At 73.6% G+C, this 16337-nt stretch carries 17 protein-coding genes; 8 read left to right on the top strand and 9 right to left on the bottom strand.

The features are described from left to right. Window positions 1-37: 37 nt before the first annotated feature. Window positions 38-481 (bottom strand): MarR family transcriptional regulator, encoded by a 444-nt coding sequence (locus ACIBEC_RS36545; RefSeq protein WP_360503334.1) that lies wholly within the window; start codon window positions 479-481, stop codon window positions 38-40. 193 nt (window positions 482-674) lie between these two features. Here ACIBEC_RS36545 and ACIBEC_RS36550 point away from each other — a divergent pair, with 193 nt between their 5' ends. Beyond that, complete coding sequence (locus ACIBEC_RS36550; RefSeq protein ID WP_360503187.1) at window positions 675-1541, top strand: alpha/beta hydrolase; 867 nt, start codon at window positions 675-677, stop codon at window positions 1539-1541. 110 nt (window positions 1542-1651) lie between these two features. Here the strand turns inward: ACIBEC_RS36550 and ACIBEC_RS36555 are convergent, their stop codons facing one another. Next, window positions 1652-1927, bottom strand: coding sequence for a barstar family protein (locus tag ACIBEC_RS36555; RefSeq protein WP_360503184.1), 276 nt, complete (start codon window positions 1925-1927; stop codon window positions 1652-1654). Continuing rightward, on the bottom strand, window positions 1924-2199 hold the full coding sequence (locus ACIBEC_RS36560) for a DUF1707 domain-containing protein (RefSeq protein WP_360503181.1): 276 nt from the start codon (window positions 2197-2199) through the stop codon (window positions 1924-1926). The genes ACIBEC_RS36555 and ACIBEC_RS36560 overlap by 4 nt, the downstream gene beginning before the upstream one ends. A gap of 43 nt (window positions 2200-2242) precedes the next feature. Between ACIBEC_RS36560 and ACIBEC_RS36565 the strand changes: the two genes are divergently transcribed. Beyond that, complete coding sequence (locus ACIBEC_RS36565) at window positions 2243-2710, top strand: hypothetical protein (protein WP_360503179.1); 468 nt, start codon at window positions 2243-2245, stop codon at window positions 2708-2710. 137 nt (window positions 2711-2847) lie between these two features. On the opposite strand, the gene ACIBEC_RS36570 is transcribed toward ACIBEC_RS36565, so the two are convergent. Continuing rightward, window positions 2848-3111 carry a dsRBD fold-containing protein gene (locus ACIBEC_RS36570; RefSeq protein ID WP_350524766.1) on the bottom strand — a complete coding sequence of 88 codons (264 nt, stop codon included), beginning with the start codon at window positions 3109-3111 and terminating at the stop codon, window positions 2848-2850. Between the two features lie 361 nt (window positions 3112-3472). Between ACIBEC_RS36570 and ACIBEC_RS36575 the strand changes: the two genes are divergently transcribed. Beyond that, on the top strand, window positions 3473-4489 hold the full coding sequence (locus tag ACIBEC_RS36575) for a DMT family transporter (RefSeq protein ID WP_360503176.1): 1017 nt from the start codon (window positions 3473-3475) through the stop codon (window positions 4487-4489). An 8-nt stretch (window positions 4490-4497) separates the two neighbouring features. Further along, window positions 4498-5160, top strand: coding sequence for a DUF6629 family protein (locus ACIBEC_RS36580; RefSeq protein WP_360503173.1), 663 nt, complete (start codon window positions 4498-4500; stop codon window positions 5158-5160). Window positions 5161-5184: 24 nt separating this feature from the next. Here the strand turns inward: ACIBEC_RS36580 and ACIBEC_RS36585 are convergent, their stop codons facing one another. Both ACIBEC_RS36585 and ACIBEC_RS36590 read right to left on the bottom strand, forming a co-directional pair. Then, on the bottom strand, window positions 5185-6630 hold the full coding sequence (locus tag ACIBEC_RS36585) for an MFS transporter (protein ID WP_360503170.1): 1446 nt from the start codon (window positions 6628-6630) through the stop codon (window positions 5185-5187). Continuing rightward, a complete protein-coding gene (locus ACIBEC_RS36590; protein WP_360503167.1) occupies window positions 6627-7241 on the bottom strand; it encodes a helix-turn-helix domain-containing protein in 615 nt (204 codons plus the stop codon). The genes ACIBEC_RS36585 and ACIBEC_RS36590 overlap by 4 nt, the downstream gene beginning before the upstream one ends. Before the next feature lie 331 nt (window positions 7242-7572). Here ACIBEC_RS36590 and ACIBEC_RS36595 point away from each other — a divergent pair, with 331 nt between their 5' ends. Beyond that, complete coding sequence (locus tag ACIBEC_RS36595) at window positions 7573-8334, top strand: hypothetical protein (protein WP_360503164.1); 762 nt, start codon at window positions 7573-7575, stop codon at window positions 8332-8334. Between the two features lie 119 nt (window positions 8335-8453). Then, window positions 8454-10181 (top strand): DNA polymerase/3'-5' exonuclease PolX, encoded by a 1728-nt coding sequence (polX, locus tag ACIBEC_RS36600; RefSeq protein ID WP_360503162.1) that lies wholly within the window; start codon window positions 8454-8456, stop codon window positions 10179-10181. A 138-nt stretch (window positions 10182-10319) separates the two neighbouring features. Here the strand turns inward: polX and ACIBEC_RS36605 are convergent, their stop codons facing one another. Together ACIBEC_RS36605 and ACIBEC_RS36610 are read right to left on the bottom strand one after the other, a co-directional pair. Further along, the gene (locus ACIBEC_RS36605) at window positions 10320-11198 is read right to left on the bottom strand and encodes a PfkB family carbohydrate kinase (RefSeq protein ID WP_360503159.1); all 879 of its coding nucleotides are present in this window, start codon (window positions 11196-11198) and stop codon (window positions 10320-10322) included. Between the two features lie 3 nt (window positions 11199-11201). Continuing rightward, entirely contained in the window at window positions 11202-12212 is a 1011-nt protein-coding gene (locus ACIBEC_RS36610; protein WP_360503157.1) for a pseudouridine-5'-phosphate glycosidase, read from the bottom strand. Between the two features lie 150 nt (window positions 12213-12362). On the opposite strand from ACIBEC_RS36610, the gene ACIBEC_RS36615 reads away from it, so the two are divergent. Both ACIBEC_RS36615 and ACIBEC_RS36620 read left to right on the top strand, forming a co-directional pair. After that, the gene (locus ACIBEC_RS36615) at window positions 12363-13265 is read left to right on the top strand and encodes a LysR family transcriptional regulator (RefSeq protein ID WP_360503154.1); all 903 of its coding nucleotides are present in this window, start codon (window positions 12363-12365) and stop codon (window positions 13263-13265) included. Between the two features lie 164 nt (window positions 13266-13429). Then, window positions 13430-15094, top strand: a complete 1665-nt coding sequence (locus ACIBEC_RS36620) for a peptide-N4-asparagine amidase (protein WP_360503151.1) — start codon at window positions 13430-13432, stop codon at window positions 15092-15094. Window positions 15095-15532: 438 nt separating this feature from the next. Here the strand turns inward: ACIBEC_RS36620 and ACIBEC_RS36625 are convergent, their stop codons facing one another. Then, window positions 15533-16222 (bottom strand): response regulator transcription factor, encoded by a 690-nt coding sequence (locus ACIBEC_RS36625; protein WP_360503148.1) that lies wholly within the window; start codon window positions 16220-16222, stop codon window positions 15533-15535. Window positions 16223-16337: the final 115 nt, after the last annotated feature.

Raw genomic sequence — 16337 nt, forward strand, 5'->3', positions numbered from 1 at the left:
CCCTCGTCTACCTACCCCGGCGCGCCCTGCCCGGCCGTCATTCCGACGCGTCCTGCCTGGCCGTGGCCACCACCTCGGTCATGGCCTCCAGGAAGCGCCGGGCCGTGGCCAGCTCCCCTGGGTCGAACCGCCCCATCGCCGCGAGCAGATCGCCGATCAACCCGCCGAAGAAGCCCTGACCCAGCTCCATCGCCCGCTCCTCCACCAGCAGCCGCACCCTGCGCCGGTCCTGCGGGTCACGCTCGCGGCGGATCAGCCCGAGCCGCTCCAGCCGGTCCACCAGGCCGGTCGTGCCGGCCGAGTTCAGCTGCAGCGCCGCACCGAGCCGGCCCGGGGTGACCACCTCCCCGGCCCGGGCGGCGTCCAGCAGATGGATCAGCGCCCGCAGATCGGTCGGATGCAGGCCGTTGCGGGACGCGAACTCGGCCCCGAACAGATCGAGTTCGACTGTCAGACCGCGCAGCAGGTGAACCAGCCGCATCGGCTCCTCAACCTCGGGCACCCTGTCGTCCTTCCCTGGGCACACCTGTGCCATTATTTTCTCGTCCAGCGAGATAGTTGTTGAGCAAGTTACTTGCCGAGCGACTTGCTTGGCGATCAAAGTACCAGCCAGGCAAGATACTCGCTGGGCGAGTGGTTCGCACGCCATCCCACCACACCCGCGGAGGCCCGCCATGTCCGCCCGCACCGCCCCCTTCCTCGCTGCCTACGACGCCCTGCTCGCCCGCTGGCCCGTCCCGGTCGAGGCCCTCACCGTCCGCACCGCCCACGGCACCACCCGGATCAACGCCTGCGGCCCCCGCGACGGACGCCCCCTCGTCCTCCTCCACGGCGGCGGCGCCACCTCCACCATGTGGTTCGCCAACGCCGCCGCCTGGGCCGAAGCCGGATACCGCGTCCTCGCCGTCGACCTCATCGGCGACCCCGGGCGCAGCGTCCACGACGGCGCCGCACTCGACGGCATCCCCGGACTGCTCGGCTGGCTGGACGCCGTCCTCGACGAACTGGGAGTCCCCGAGGCCGACTTCTGCGGCCACTCGTACGGCGGCTGGATCGCCCTCGAGTACGCCCTGCACGCCCCCGCCCGGGTCGGCCGGCTCGCCCTGCTCGACCCCACCCAGTGCTTCGCCGGCTACCGCCCCCGCTACCTGCTGCGCGTGGTGCCCCTCTTCCTCCCCGGCCGCACCCCCGCCCGCGCCCACGCCTACCTCGACTGGGAAACCGGCGGCGGCCCCCACCTCGACCCCGCCTGGCGCGACCTCTACGCCCTCGGCTACGCCGACTTCCCCGCCTCCCGAGTCGTCACCGGCCCCCGGCCCACCCCCGCCCGCCTCCGCACCCTCAGCCCGCCCGTCCTCACCCTCTTCGCCGCCCGGAGCCGCACCCACAACCCCACCCAGGTCGCCGAGACCGCCCGCCGCACCCTCCCGACCGCAGAGGTCGCCGTCCTCCCGGACGCCACCCACCACAACCTCCCGATGGCGGCCGCCCCCGAGGTCAACCGGCGCCTCATCGATTTCCTGTCCGCCGCCCGGACCTGAGCGTCAGCGCCCGCAGGGATCTCGAGGGCAGTTCGGGGGGCGCCGAAGGACTGGCGCGAGGGTGCCGTCGGTCACAAGGGTGCTGTCGGGCGAAAGGATGCCGTCAGCGCCTACAGCAGCAGCGAGTTGAACGACGTGCCCGGCCGATCCAACCGGTGCCCCTGGTGTCGACCGGCGGCATCGAGGATCCTGAGGAACGTCTCGCGGTCCTCGGGGCACTCCTGCAACATGAGCGCCGACCGCTCGATGACCAGCAGGTAGTGGTCGGCGGGCACCCATGTCATGTCGCGCAGGCAGTCGGCGAGGGCGTTCCGGTTCCATCCGAAGTAGACCGGGAGCCGAAGGCGGGCACTCAGCTGTTCGAAGAGCCTTTGCTCGTCGCTCATCCCGGCGCCGTCCAACCGGGCCACAAAGCTGGTGCCCGACGGCGGCAGGACACGGACGTCGGGCCCGGGTCCTCCTGCGGGAGCGCGGCCAGGAGCTGCGCCGGCTCGCCGCGCGTGCCGGCGGTGAGCACCCGGTGCAGTTGCTGGTCCATCTCCTCGTGCGTGATGTGCCCCTCGGCGTAAGCCTGCTGGAGACGCGTCACGGCCGACTCGCGTTCGTCTTCGGCGATCGGGCGCGGTGCCCGGGGCGGGTGCTTCGACGGAGGATTCACCGCCCCACTCTTCGGCCGCGTCCGGTGCCACAGAATTCCCTGCATGGAACAATTACTCACCCTTGCCTGGCAGTACCGTGCCGGGCTGGTCCCCAACGAGGAGCTGCCGATCGCGGCGGCGCACCTGCTCGTCGCCGGCCTGGACTCCCCGGCCCTGCGCGAACTCGCGGGGCTGTCGCGGAGTGACAGCAATGCCGAGCTGTTCCCGGTGGTGCTGGGCGAGTTCGGCACCGCTCTCCCTGACCAGGACATCACCGAGTGCTGTGTGCTGCACCATGTGGCGGACCGGCTGGTGGCCGGTGCGATGACGCCGTCGCAGGTGGCGGCCGAGGTCTGGCGGCGCCTCTTCGCGGGCTGGACCGAAGCCGAGCGCGACTTCGTGGACGCCGTCGGCTACGAGTACCACGTCGACCTCATCGCGGCCGAGCGGCCCGAGGCCTTCCGAGTCTGGGAAAAGGCGCTCCGCTCGGCAGCGGAACGGCTCTGCCGCACCCCGTTCCCGACCTGGTAGGCAGACCCGGGACGCAGACCCGGGACGCTGGCCCGGGCGGGGCAGACCCGGGCGGCAGCGAACGGGCCCGGGCGGGGTTGCCGTGGCCGTCGCCTTGGCCGTACGACCGTGCCGCCCGGGACCGTGCCGGGCCGCCGTCAGTAGATCAGGTACCCCGGGCGGTGCCCTTCGTCGTCGATCTCCCCGGTGGCCTGGGCCCGCAGCTTGCGGGACAGTTCCTCCAGGGCGCGGGAGGCCGCGACCTCCTCGCCGATCCTGGCGAGCGGACGGTCGTCGGCGCTCTTCACGGCCTCGCCGTGCGCGCTCAGGCCCGGCGCCCTCGCGCCCGTCAACCTGGCGTCGCACGCCGTGTGCACGCCGTCCTCGTCGAATGTCAGCTCCACGTCCCACTGGTTGTGCATGCCACACCTCCTGGCGCAGGCCCCCGTCGCGCCTGTCCTGACCGGCACGGACGGTGACCCGTGGCGGCCGCTCACACCAGCGTGCGCCTGCCCCGCCCGAGGCGGCAAGCGCGGACGACGGCACCGGGCGCGGCAGCCCGGCACCCCCCTCGCGCCACCTCCCGCAGGCGGGTGCCCGGCCCAGCGCCCGGCGCCCGCTCGGTGCAGTGCCCGGCGCAACGCTCGGCCCCGCGCCCCGCCGGTCGCGTCCGATCGGCCCGGCCGCCGCCCCGGCGGTACGCTGACGGAAGCGGGCCGCGACCGCCGACCCACCCCGGGCCCTTCGGCGCGGCGCGGGCAGCGACAACCTGGTGGTCCCTCCGTGGCGGTCTTCCTCCTCGCCCTCAGTGCGGCCTGCTGTCTGGGTCTGGGCTTCGTCCTCCAGCAGCACGCGGCGCAGCGGGCCCCCCGTGCCGATCTCCTGCACTGGCGGCTGCTGCTGGACCTGATGCGGATGCCCGAGTGGCTGCTCGGCACCGGCTTCATGGTCAGCGGGCTGATCCTCTCGGCGCTCGCGCTCAACCAGGGCGAGGTGTCCCTGGTCGAACCGCTGCTGGCCACCAACCTGCTGTTCGCCATGGCACTCGCCCGGGTGCTGACCCGTCAGACCCTGGGCCGCTCAGGCTGGGCGGGGGTGCTGCTGCTCGGTCTCGGAGTGACGGCCTTCATCGTGGCCGGGAAGCCGACCGGCGGTGGGGCGCCCGCCGGGGAGCTGCGGCACTGGCTGGTGGTCGGCACGGTGGTGGGGCTGGTCGTGCTACTGGTCTCGATGGCTCGGCGGATGCCGCTGTTCGAGGAGGCGACCCTGCTGGCGCTCGCCGCCGGTCTGCTCTACGGCCTCCAGGACGCACTCACCCGAACCACCACCCTGCGCCTCGACCACCAGGGACTGTCGGCCGTGCTGCGCAGCTGGCAGCCGTACGCGGTGGTGGTGGCGGGCGTGGTCGGACTGCTGCTGGTACAGAGCGCCTTCGAGGCCGCGCCACTGCGGATGTCGCTGCCGGCGTTGACCGCCGCCCAGCCGCTGGCCGGGATCGCCTGCGCGGTCGGCTTCCTCGGCGACCGACTGCGGGTTACCCCGGCCGCGCTGGCCTGGCAATCGGCCGGGATGCTGGCCATCGTGATCGGGGTGATCGTGATCGGCCGCCACCCGGCGATGCCCGGCACCGCCCGGGACAACCCGGAGAGCATCGGGGCGGCGCCGGAGGACGAGTCCGTGGACGACACCGGGGACCGGCCCGAGGGCGGAACCGGGAACGGCACCGAGAACGGCACCGGCACCGGCACCGGCAGCAGGCCCGAGGACGGACCCGACGGCGGCCCCGGGAAGTCCGGCTAGAGGCCCCGATGTGCTGGAGCGCGGAGGCGGACGCCGTGGCCGGTGGGGTGGTCGCGGCCGCCGGGGTGGCGTGTCTGGTCCGCGCTCACCGGGCCGGCCGGCCGCAGCGGTTACCGATCGCCGCGCTCCCGCTGGTGCTGGGTCTACACCAGCTGATCGAGGCCTTGGTCTGGCGCGGTACGGACGGTGAACTGCCCGTCGCCGTCGCCGGAGCGGCCCGCACCGCCTGGGCGGTGATCGCCCTGCCGCTGCTGCCCGTGCTGGTCCCGGCGGCCGTGTGGTGCGCGACCACCGGACCGCGCCGGCGCGTGCTCGCCGGGCTCACCCTGCTCGGCGTGGCCGTCGCCGTCCCGCTTGCCGCAGCTGTCGACTCCCACCCGGTGACGGCCACCGCACACGGCCACACGCTCGGCTACGCCATCGGCATCCCGCACCCGGCCCTCCTCCTGACCGGCTACCTCCTGGCCACGGTCGGTTCCTTCCTCGCGAGCGGCGACCACCTGCTCCGCCGCCTCGGCCTGGTCACCGGCGCGGGCGCCCTCGTCTGTGCTCTGCTCTGGCGCCTCGCCTTCATCTCCACCTGGTGCGCCCTCGCGGCTCTGGCCGCGCTCCTGCTGCTCCACTGGGCGGGCCACCCACCTGTCGCCGAGGCCCCCGAACCCATCCGCTGAGCGGTTCCGACGGGTGGACAGCTCCTACGAGTGCGCCGGAGTCGGCTGCCTCGTCGTGTCCGCCGCCGACTGCCCGTCGACGGCCTCGCTGCCCGAGCTGCCAAAGCTCTCGGAGCCGCCCGAGCTCCCAGAACTGCCCGAGCTCCCGGAGCCGCCCACGTGCCCCCGGAGGCGGTCCATCTCGCGCCACTCGGGCCGGAGGCCGGCCAGCGTCGTGGTGGCGAAGTAGAGGGCGCCGGCCGCGAGCAGGCTGGGTATCAGCCCGACGAGGGCGACCGACGCGCCCGCGACGAGGCCGCCGAGGGGAATGCCCGCCCAGGCGAGGGAGTCGCCGAGGGCGTGGACGCGGCCGAGGAGGTGGCGGGGCACCCGCTCGAAGAGCATTGCGCCGAGGATCGGGTTGAGGAAGCCGGAGCCGAAGCCGCCGATCGCGAAGACCGTGAGCACCACCCACATCGGCGCGCCGAGGGCGAGCACCACGAACCGGGGCGCACCGCACAGCAGGAAGCCGACGAAGAAGACCGTCCGGCGAGGCAGGCGCGAGGCGACGGCTGCCGCGATCAGGCTGCCGACGACCGCCGTGGCACCCATGACACCGGCGGTCAGCCCGATGGCGGCCGGGCCGTTGCCGGATTCCCGCGCCCAGACCGGGACGAGGACGGTCACGAAGCCGGCGTCGAGCAGATTGGTGATGCCGACCATCACGATCACGGCGAGCAGCAGCGGCTCGGACCGCAGGAAGGCGAATCCCTCGCGGAACATCCGCCAGTAGCCGCCGCCTTGCTCCCGCTCCGCCGCCGACGCGGCGGCCGCGCCGACCACCGCCGGAGCATCCGAAGCCGCCGGAGCGACCTGCGCCGCCGGGCGCCCCATGCCGCGCGGCAGCGCGAGGGCGATGACCAGCGACCCGAGCGCGAAGGTGGCCGCGTTGACCGCCAGCCCGGCCAGCGGGCCCATCAGTGCGACCAGCCCGCCGCCGACCGCCGGACCGATCGTGGAGGCCAGCCGCTCGGTGACGCCCGACAGCCCGGTGGCGCGTTCCATCGGCACCTGGGCGCGGTCGGCCGCCTCCGGGACCATGACCGACTTGGCCAGGTCCCCCGGGCCGCGCATCCCGCCGATCACCGCGACCATCACCAGCAGCACCCAGAACGGGAGCAGCCCCTGCGCGTGCAGTAGCGGCACCAGCCCGGCCGCGACGGCGCTCACCGCGTCCGTCGTCCAGGACACCACGCGCGGCCCGAGCCGGTCGACCACCGGCCCGGTCAGCGCCTTGACCAGCACGTACGGCGCCATCTCGGCGAAGGCGACCAGGCCCGTCATGGTGGCGCTGCCGGTGGTGGCCAGAACGAACCAGGGCAGGGCGATGGCCGAGACGCGCGTGCCGGTCACGGAGACGACCGTGGCGGTCAGCACCCCGGCCAGCGGCCGGAAGCTGCGCACGGGCGGGTCGACGGCGGTGGTGGTCATGCGCTTGCCCCCTCGGTGGTGGTGCTCGGATCCGGCAGGACGTGGACGATCACGGAGACCTGCTCGGCGCCCTCCGGGGCCGGTCCGTCGGCGTCGATCGGGCGGTACCGCCCGATCACCTCGGACAGCTCGCCGGTCAGCTGCTCGGCCTCGGCGGGCGTGAGCCGCAGGATCAGGTCGCTGAGGTCCGTCACCCGGCGCCACTCGCGCGGCATGGTCTCGAAGGCGTCCAGCGTGCGCTGGCCGGTCAGGGTGTGTGCGGCCAGGACGGACCGCAGGAAGCCGACGGCCGTGTCGGGCTCCTCGTCCGCCATGTCGTCGCCCGTCCAGACGGTGAGCCGGTGGGCCGAACGCCACCAGCGCTCACGGGCGTTGCCGCGCTCCTGGTCCTCCTCGACGAAGCCTGCGGCGGCGAGCTGGCGCAGGTGGTAGCTGGTGGCCCCGGAGTTGAGCCCCAGCTGCGCGGCGAGCCTCGTCGCCGTGGACGGGCCGTGCTTGCGCAGCAGCCCGACCAGTTGCATGCGCACCGGGTGCGCCATCGCCCGCATGCCCTTGGCAGTGATGGCGATGTGCGGGTCGTCGCTGTGCTTCCAGCCGCGGTCTTCGCTCATGGCAGGAGCGTAAGACCGCAAAGAATGCTTTGCAAAGGGTTTTCTGCGAAGAGTTCTTTGCGGTTCCCGGCAGGCCTGGTCACCGGGCCGCGCCGGGCTGCCTCACCGGGGCCGCGCCGGGCTGCCCCGCCGGGCTGCCCCACCCGAGCCCCGCCGGTCGGCGGGTGCACGGCCGGCCGCTCGGCGGGGGCGCGGGCCGGGTTCGCGTCCCGGGGCGGGATTGTCACCCGGGCGGGTGAGGCGCAGGCTGGCAGGAGGGCCCGGAAAGCGGCCCGTCCCGGTCGGCCGCGGAACCGATGACGGCCGCCGGTGAGGCACGAGGGGCAGGACGATGACACGCGGGAGGCTCTGGGGCTACGTCGCGTCGGGGGCCCGGGCGCTCGCGGCGTTCGGCGGCACGGGCGGCACCGGACGCAGGAGCGACACCGGACGCGCGGGCGGCGGCACGGTCGCCGTCAAGGCCGAGGAGGGCCTCGGGCCGTTCCAGTCCGGCACCATGGCCGCGCCCCGGACGCTCACCCACGCGGAGCTGGAGCGGCTGCGGTGGACCGGCCGCCAGGCCGGCTGCGAACCGATGGCCCGGCACGTCCAGGTGGCCGATGTGCTCCGCCGGGTGATGCGCGGCGGCGGCCGCTCGGCGGCCGTCACGGTCCGGGTGGCGCCCGGGCTGCCGGTGGTGGCCGGGGACGCCCGGCGGCTGGAGGCGGCCCTCGCCGGGCTGGTCGACCACGCGATCCGGCGCAGCCCGCTGGGCGGCCGGGTGCTCGTCCGCGCCGAGGTGTCGGGCGGCGGCCGCCGGGGCGACGCATGCGACGTACGGGACGTACACGATGCACTCGACGTGCGCGGCATACGAGACGACCTGAGGAACGGCGCGCGGGGACGTGACCGGGTGGAGATCCGGATCTCGGACCGGGGCGCCTACGAGCTGCCCGAGGCACGCGAGTGGCTGCTCGCGGGCGTACGGCCCGCCGGCCCGGTGGGGCCCGCCCTGCACAGCCTGGTGCTCGCGGCGGGCGGCCGGCTCGCGGTCGAGTCCACCCCCGGCGGCGGACTGACCGTGGTCCTGCTGATGACCGTCGCGTACGACTGACGCGCACCCGGACGAACCCCGAACAGACCCCGGACCAACCCCGATCCCCCGAACGCGCCCCGGACGCACCCCCCCAAGCCGATCCGGCGAACCCGCCCCGCCGAACCTAGACTTGCCCCATGCCCCGGCTCAACGACCAGGTCAGGGAGCTGCTCCAGGAGTACGCCGACCTGATCAACATCACCGGCGGGGACGCCTTCCGGGCCCGCGCCTACGAGAAGGCCGCCCGCGCGGTGGGCGGCCACCCCGAGGACCTCGCGGGCCTGGACGTCAAGGGTCTGCAGCAGATCCCCGGCGTCGGCAAGTCCACCGCCGAGAAGATCGCCGAGTACCTCGCCTCCGGCAGGATCCCCGCCCTGGAGACGCTGCGCGCCAAGATCCCGGCCGGCGTGCGGGAGATGATGGCCGTCCCCAGCGTCGGCCCGAAGCGCGCCCTGGCCCTGTTCCGCGACCTCGGCATCGCCTCGGTGGACGAACTCGCCGAGGCGGTCCGCGCCGACAAGCTGTCCGACCTGGCCGGCTTCGGCGAGCGCAGCGGCGAGAAGATCCTGCACGGCATCGAGCTGATGCGGCAGTCCGGCGGCCGGTCCCTGTTGGACACCGCCACCGAGCTGGCCGAGCAGTTGGTCGCCGCGCTCTCCGCCGTCCCCGGCTGCACGCGCTGCGCGTACGCGGGCTCGCTGCGCCGGATGCGCGAGACGGTGGGCGACATCGACGTGCTGGCGACCGCCGAGGACTCCGCCCCGCTGATGGCCGCGCTCACCGAACTCCCGTACGTGGCCGAGGTGATCGGGAGCGGGACGACCAAGACCTCGGTGCGCACCACCCAGGGCGTCCAGGTGGACCTGCGGGTCGTCCCGGAGGAGGACTGGGGCGCGGCGCTGGTCTACTTCACCGGCTCGAAGGCGCACAACATCAAGCTGCGCACGATGGCCGTGCGGGCCGGGCTGAAGCTCTCCGAGTACGGGCTGTTCGAGGTGGACGGCGGCGCCAAGGTGGTCTCGGAGACCGAGGAGGAGGTGTACGCCGCGCTCGGCCTGCCGTGGATCGCGCCCCAGCTGCGCGAGGACCGGGGCGAGATCGAGGCCGCCCTGAACGGTGAACTCCCGGACCTGGTCCAGGAGTCCGACCTGCGTGGCGACCTGCACACGCACACCGACCTGACCGACGGGCTGGCCACCCTGGAGGAGATGATCGACACCGCCGCCGCGCGCGGCTACTCCTACTTCGCCGTCACCGACCACGCGCCGAACCTGGTCATGCAGCGGATGACCGACGAGAAGATCCTCGCCCAGCGCGAGCAGTTGCGCCGACTCGCCGACCGGCACAAGAAGATGCGGCTGCTCCACGGCACCGAACTGAACATCGACCCGGACGGCGGCGTGGACTGGCCACCCGAGTTCCTGGCCGGCTTCGACGTCTGCGTGGCCTCCGTGCACTCGCACTTCGCCCTCGACCGCGCCGCCCAGACCCGCCGCCTGGTCCGCGCCTGCGAGAACCCGTACGTGCACGTCATCGGCCACCTCAGCACCCGACGGATCGGCAGTCGCGGCCCGATCGACGTCGACCTGGACGCAGTGTTCGAGGCCGCCGCTCGCACCGGCACCGCGATCGAGATCAACAGCTCCCCGCAGCGGCTCGACCTGCGCGACGAGGACATCCTGCGGGCCAGGCGGCACGGCGTCCGGTTCAGCATCGACAGCGACGCCCACGCCACCCCGCACCTCGCCTACCCGCGTTACGGCGTCGGCACGGCGCAGCGCGGCTGGCTCACCGCCGAGGACGTCGTCAACACCTGGACGTGGCAACGGCTGAAGCGCTTCCTCCACAAGGACGCCCTGCGCTGACCCCGCCGTCACCCGACCGGGCGGCCCCGGCGCGCCGAGGCCGGGGCCGCCGGTCAGCACGGCAGGGCGTCAGCAACATCAGGGCGTCATTGACATCAGGGCGTCAGCAACGTCAGAACGTCAGCACGTCCCCGCCAGTCACCCCTCGCCGCAGGAGGCCCCCGGCGAGGCCAGCACCCGGGCAGCGCTGCGGTGCCCGAGCCCGGCCGCCAGCCGCAGGTCCCCGGTGTCCAGGAATCCGACCAGGAACCCCGCCGCGAAGGCGTCCCCGGCCCCGGTGAGGTCGCGCACCTCCGCCACCGGGGGTACCGGCACCGTGAACAGCCCCTCGCCGGGCACGTCGACGGTGGTGGCCTCGGCGCCCGACTTGGTGACCACCGTGGTGGCCGCCAGTCGGGCGCGCTCCGGCCCGGGCAGGCCGTCGACCAGCAGGCCGAGGAAGGCGGACTCGGAGCGGTTGGCGAACACGAAGGTGGGTGCCAACTCCGCCAGCAGGTCGAGGAATCGCTCCCGCCCGAACTGCTCCAGCATGCCGGTCGAGGAGGCGTCGACCGAGGTGGTGCCGCCCGTCTGCCGGACCCGGGCGAGGGCGTCCACCGCGGTGCTGCCGACCGGCTCGCCGTCGAAGGAGTAGGCCGGCACGTGCAGGTGGGTCAGGCCGGCCAGCCAGTCGTCCGGGACGCGTTCCAGCAGCGTGGCGGCGCCCCGGTCGGGCAGCATGGTCCGCTCGCCGTCCGGGTCGATCAGCACCACGATGCTCCCGGTCCGGCCGTGCCGGGAGACCCGGACGTCGACGCCGTGGCCGTTCAGTTCGGCGACCACGCCGTCCCCGACCGGGTCCGCACCGACGCAGCCGAGGAAGCGGGCCGGGTACTGCCCGGCGGCGAAGCGGGCGACGTTGGCCGCGCTGCCGCCGCGCCGCCGGAAGACCCGGGCCCCGGAGTCGGTGCCGTGCCGCAGCGGGCCGTCGACCCAGACCACGATGTCCTCGACGAGGTCGCCGAGCACCCCCAGCACGGCTCAGGCCCCGGTCTCGGCGGCCGAAGCGGCCGAAGCGGCCGAAGCGGCCGAAGCGGCCGAAGCGCCTGACGCAGCCAGGGCAGTGGCGATCTCGCCGCCGAGCCGGACGTTACTCCGGTAGACCTCGACGTTGACCTCCAGGCTGCGGCCGTCGGTGTCGCGCTGGATGTGGTCGAGCAGGAAGGGGGTGGAGGCGTTGCCGGTGATGCCCTGGCGCTCCGCCTCGGCCCAGGCGCGGGCCAGGATGCCGTCCAGTTCCTCGGGCGGCAGTTGCTTGGCCGGGTCGACCGGGTTGGCGATCAGGACGGCCTGCGGCAGGGCGAGCCGGTCGCGGGCGTCGATGACCTTCGCGGCCTGCTCGGGCGATTCGACGCTGAAGTTGATCTCGTGTCCGGAGTCGGTGATGTAGAAGCCGGGGTACTTTCGGGTGCGGTAGCCGATGACCGGGATGTTGAAGGTCTCGAAGCGCTCCAGGGTGGCCCGGATGTCGAGGATGGACTTCACCCCGGCGCTGATCACGGTGACCGGGGTGGCGGCCAGGGTGGTCATGTCGGCCGACTCGTCGAAGCTCTCGGAGGCACCGAAGTGGACGCCGCCGAGGCCGCCGGTGGAGAAGACCCGGATGCCCGCACGGTGGGCCAGGAAGGCGGTGGCGGCGACGGTGGTGCCGCCGTGCCGGCCGAGCGCGGCGACCACCGGGAGGTCGCGCAGGCTGACCTTGTCGAGCCCGTCGGTGGCGGAGAGCTCGGTGATCTGTTCGGTGCTCAGACCGACCGTCGGCACCCCGGCGTGCACGCCGATGGTGGCGGGGACGACGCCCGCCTCCCGCAGCTGCTTCTCCGCCTCCAGCGCGACGGCCAGGTTGCGGGGGCGCGGCAGGCCGTGGGTGAAGATGGTCGATTCCAGGGCGACCACGGGCCGGCCGTCGGCGAGGGCCTGCGCGACCTCCTCGGCAACGCGGATGGCGGGGGTCGCGGGGGTGGCGGGGGTGCTGGGCGGAAGTCCGGTCATGATGCGAACTCTCTGTTGAGATGCCACTGCGGTGGGGCAACGTGATGGCCAGCGTATGGACGGCTCGCATCGGAATCCAGAATGAGTCCTGGGGCTTCCGATAGGCCGTCAGCTATTAGTTCGTCCACCCCTTCGCCTACCCTGACGACCATGGGTTTCACCTTGCGTCAGCTGGAGGTCTTCCTGACCGTCGCCGAGACGCTGCACTTCGGAAGGGCCGCCGAACGGCTGCACATCTCGCAGCCGACGGTCAGCCAGGAGGTCGCCCGGCTGGAGCGGACGGTCGGCGTCGAGCTGTTCGACCGCAGCCGCCGCTCCGTCGCGCTCACCGAGGCCGGCGCGGTGATGGCCACCGAGAGCGCGCGGCTGCTCGGCCAGGCCGAGGCGATGCTGACCCGGGTCCGGCTGCACGAGGAGTCCCGGCTGGGCACCGCCCGGATCGTCGCCTCGCCGAGCGTGGTGAACCGGCTGCTGCCCGCCGTCGTCAGCCGGGCCGAGCAGGAACTGCCCGCGCTCGACACCGCCGAACTCGCCGTGGACACCGGCCAGGTCTCCGCCATCCTGGCCGCCGAACTCGCCGACATCGGGCTCGGCCGCTTCCTGGACGAGGTGGCCGGCTACCGACTGGAGCGGATCGCCGACGAGCCGGTGCTGGTCGCGCTCGGCCGGGACCACCCGCTGGCCGGCCGGACCGGCCTGGGCCTGGCCGAACTGCGCGACCTGCCCCTGCTGTTGTGGCCGCGCGAACAGCACCCCCGCTACTACGACCACGTGCTCGGCCTCTGCGGGGACCACGGCGTGGACCCGCCGGTGCTGGTCAGCCCGCCCCGGATCGTCGGGTCCCGGCTCTACCTGCTCGCCCGCAACCGCGCCTTCTCTCTGGTGCCCGGCTCGATGACCGGCCACCTCACCGAGGACGTGGCCACCGTACGGCTGGAGGGGCGGGCCACCCTGCCGCTGGAGATGCAGTGGCGGCTGGACGACCGGCGACCCCGGCTGGCCACCCTGCGGGACCTCATCCGGCAGGAGGCGGCGGCGCTCGAGGAGCAGTAGCCGCGCCCCGACCCGGCACCGCCGACCACGGCCCCCACCCCGTACCCCTGACCACCACCCCCCGACCACCACCCTTGACGCTGGCATGCCACCGCCGGAAGGATGCCGGATCATCCCTCCGGCCCGCGGCAGCGCCACGGGCCGCCCGACCCCGGGGATCCGCCTTGGCCCTGCGCCCGCTGCTCCGCCGCGCCGCCGGTTTACTCGGTGCCGCCGCGCTCACCCTCGCCGGCACCCTCACCGCCGCCGGCCCCGCCCGCGCCGACTTCGGCACCGACTACCACGACCCGGTCACCGCCACCAAGCCCCTCACCCGGCCCGACACCCGCTCCTGCACCGTCGAGGCGATGCACCAGCGCGAGTTCCGCAACGGGTACGGCAACCCGCCCGACACCCCGTTCACCGCCACCCTCACCCCGCCCGCCGACTGCGCGGGCCCGTGGTCGGCGGTGGTGCTGGACCTCCACGGGCAGGTCGCCGGGCGGCAGTTCGACCGGATGTTCAGCGTCCGGGTCGGCGGCGTCCAGGTGCTGCTCTCCTCCACCCCGGAGCCGTCCAAGGACGGCATCGAGTGGAACGTCGAGCACGACGTCACCCGCTACGCCCCACTGTTCGCGTCCGGCCCGCAGGACTTCTCCTTCGACCTCGCCAACGTCACCGACGCCACCTACACCGGCGTCTTCACGATCAGCGCGACCCTGACCTTCTACACCGCGAACGACCGCTGGCCGGCCGCCCGCGGCGCCGACCGGCTGCTCACCACCGGACCGTTCGCGCTCACCCAGGCCGCCCCCGCCGCCGGGCGCGAACTCACCTTCCCGCAGAACCTCGAACGCCTCACCGCCGAGGTCTACACCCGGGGCGGCGGCGCCTGCGAGGAGTTCGCCTACGCCTCCGCGCCGGACGCCTTCGTCGCCGCCAACCCGGGCCTCGGCCTCTGCGGCAAGGGCCCGTTCCGCGAGCTGCGCCTCACCGTGGACGGCCGGGTGGCCGGCGCGGTCTGGCCGTACCCGGTGATCTACACCGGCGGCTGGGACCCGCTGCTCTGGCGGCCCGTCCCCGGTATCTTCGCCTTCGACCTGCCCGCCTACAAGCTCGACCTCACCCCGTACGTCGGCCTGCTGCTCGACGGCCGCCCGCACACCGTCGGCGTCACGGTCAACGCGGCCGAGGCGCAGAGCAACGACACCTGGACCGGCCAGGTCAACCTCTTCGCCGAGGTCGACCACGGCGCCGCCCGCACCACCGGGCAGCTCACCGACCACCGGGTCGCCCCCGAGGCCGCCGTGAGCACCGCGCTCGCCGACCACGGCGGCGGCAGCGGCGACTGGACCGTCACCGCCGCCCGGCACGACCTCGCCCGGGGCTGGGTGCAGACCTCGCACGGCCGGATCACCACCGAGGTCCGCGACGACCTCTCCTTCCGCTCCGGCCAGCAACTGCGCGACAGCGGCAACGACGTGACGCTGCACAACGGCGCCGACCTCACCCGCACCACCTCGACCTGGGGCGGCGGACCGCACCGCACCACCACCGTCCACGAGGGCGAACCGCTGGACGTCACCTACAAGGTGAGCCACGACGCGGCCGGCAACACCGACCAGACCACCGCCATGGACCTCGGCTACCACCGCGAGGCCGGCACGGCGACCGGCGGCCACGTCACCGAGTGCTCCACCGTCGACCACACCCTGCGCCCGACCGCCCAACGCCACGACGGCGACCGCACCGTCCGCACCGGCAGCAGCACGGAGGACTACCGCAGTACCGGGCCCGAGGGGCCGTACCACCGGACGATGAGCTTCGTGGACGGGTGGCCGCGGCCCTGAACCGGCCCCCGGTGATCGATTCTCCGCATTGATCGATTTGCGAAAATTGCCCGAATTCATGCTGTTCACCCCTGGTGCACCCGGCGTACGAGGCGCATGATGGGAAATGGACCTGCGAGGTAGCTGAAGGAAGTTCGACCGCAGGAGGCAGTGGCGACAGATCGAGACGGATCAGGGTCTGCCGCTGGTTTTCTACCTCGGTCGACGATCGAACTACTGGCCGGAGGACGTCAAGTCCGGAGGCCGCCCCCACCTCGCAGGTTCCCCGCGTCCACGGAGCATCCCCTCGGCTCCGTGGACGCGCCGTCCATGTGCACGGCCGAGCATGTCCATCCGGGCCACTGGTTCGTACCGCCCGTACGGCACGGCCCGTTCGGCACGGCCCGTTCGGCACCGCTGGATCAGTACCGCTGGATCAGTACCGCCGGTTCGGTATGCCTAGTTCGGTACGGCGTAGCCCATCTCCCAGGCGTGCACGGCGATCCCGACCCGGTTCGCCACCCCGAGCTTGCGCTGGATGCTGGCGACGTGGGTCTTCACCGTGCCCGGCGAGATGAACAGCTCCGCGGCGATGTCCGCGTTCGTCCGGCCCGCCGCGACCTGCCCGGCGATCTCCACCTCCCGCTCGGTCAACGGCGCCGCGGCCGCGGGCCCCCGGCGCTCCGGCCGGCGCGGCGCCGTCACGTGCCGCAGCAGCCGGACCGTTACCGACGGGCTGATCAGACTCTCCCCGTCCGCCGCCGCCCGCACCGCCTCGGCCAGCAGCGCCGGGCCGGAACGCTTCAGCAGGAACCCCGAAGCCCCGTACTGCAGCGCCGGGTACACGTACTCGTCCAAGTCGAAGGTGGTCAGCACCACCACCCGCACCGGCTCGGCCACCCCCGGCCCGGCCAACCGCCGGGTCAGCTCCAGCCCGTCCATCCGCGGCATCCGGATGTCCACCAGTGCGACGTCCGGCCGCAGTTCGGCCGCCAGCCGCAGCGCGGCCAGCCCGTCCGCGGCCTCCCCCACCACCTCGATGTCCGGCTGGGCCTCCAGGATCCGCCGCACGCCGCGCCGCACGGCCTCCTGGTCGTCCGCGATCAGGGTGCGGATCACCCGCGGGCACTCGCCGTTCGCACTCGTCACGCCCAGCAGTCTGCCACGCGATCCGTCACACGCAGGCCGCCGGGAAGCTCCCCCGGCTGGCCCTGTACGGCTCGCCGGAAAATTCACGCGGCGACCCCGGCGCGGTTCACCTCCG

The sequence above is a fragment of the Kitasatospora sp. NPDC051164 genome (genome assembly GCF_044455625.1).
Lineage (GTDB): Bacteria > Actinomycetota > Actinomycetes > Streptomycetales > Streptomycetaceae > Kitasatospora.